Below are 249 nucleotides of genomic sequence, written 5' to 3' on the forward strand. Positions count from 1 at the left end.
GCCTGAGACTCCGTCAAACCTGTATGCTGAAACCAGCTTCTCTTCATAGCTGGACCTCATACAGTCGGATGAACTCTATGGCACGTTCGCGTGCCCCCGGTTCGTTATGAACCATCTCTTGCAGCAGCTGCACGGCGAGAGATGGCTCTTTATGACCGACGATAGAAATACCGCGGGACATATTAGGGGCGATGGTGATGGCCCCTTTTCTACGCAATGCGCGCAGGTGTTCAGCGGCCGCGTTCGGAG

Annotated in this window: 1 pseudogene; it reads right to left on the minus strand. The window is 55.4% G+C overall.

Annotated features, from left to right (window positions below):
- Window positions 1-154: 154 nt before the first annotated feature.
- Window positions 155-249: pseudogene (locus HWD93_RS20060) on the minus strand (repressor LexA); the annotation flags it as partial.

Origin of the sequence: Curtobacterium sp. C2H10, from assembly GCF_025407985.1 — a bacterium.
Classification (GTDB): domain Bacteria; phylum Actinomycetota; class Actinomycetes; order Actinomycetales; family Microbacteriaceae; genus Curtobacterium.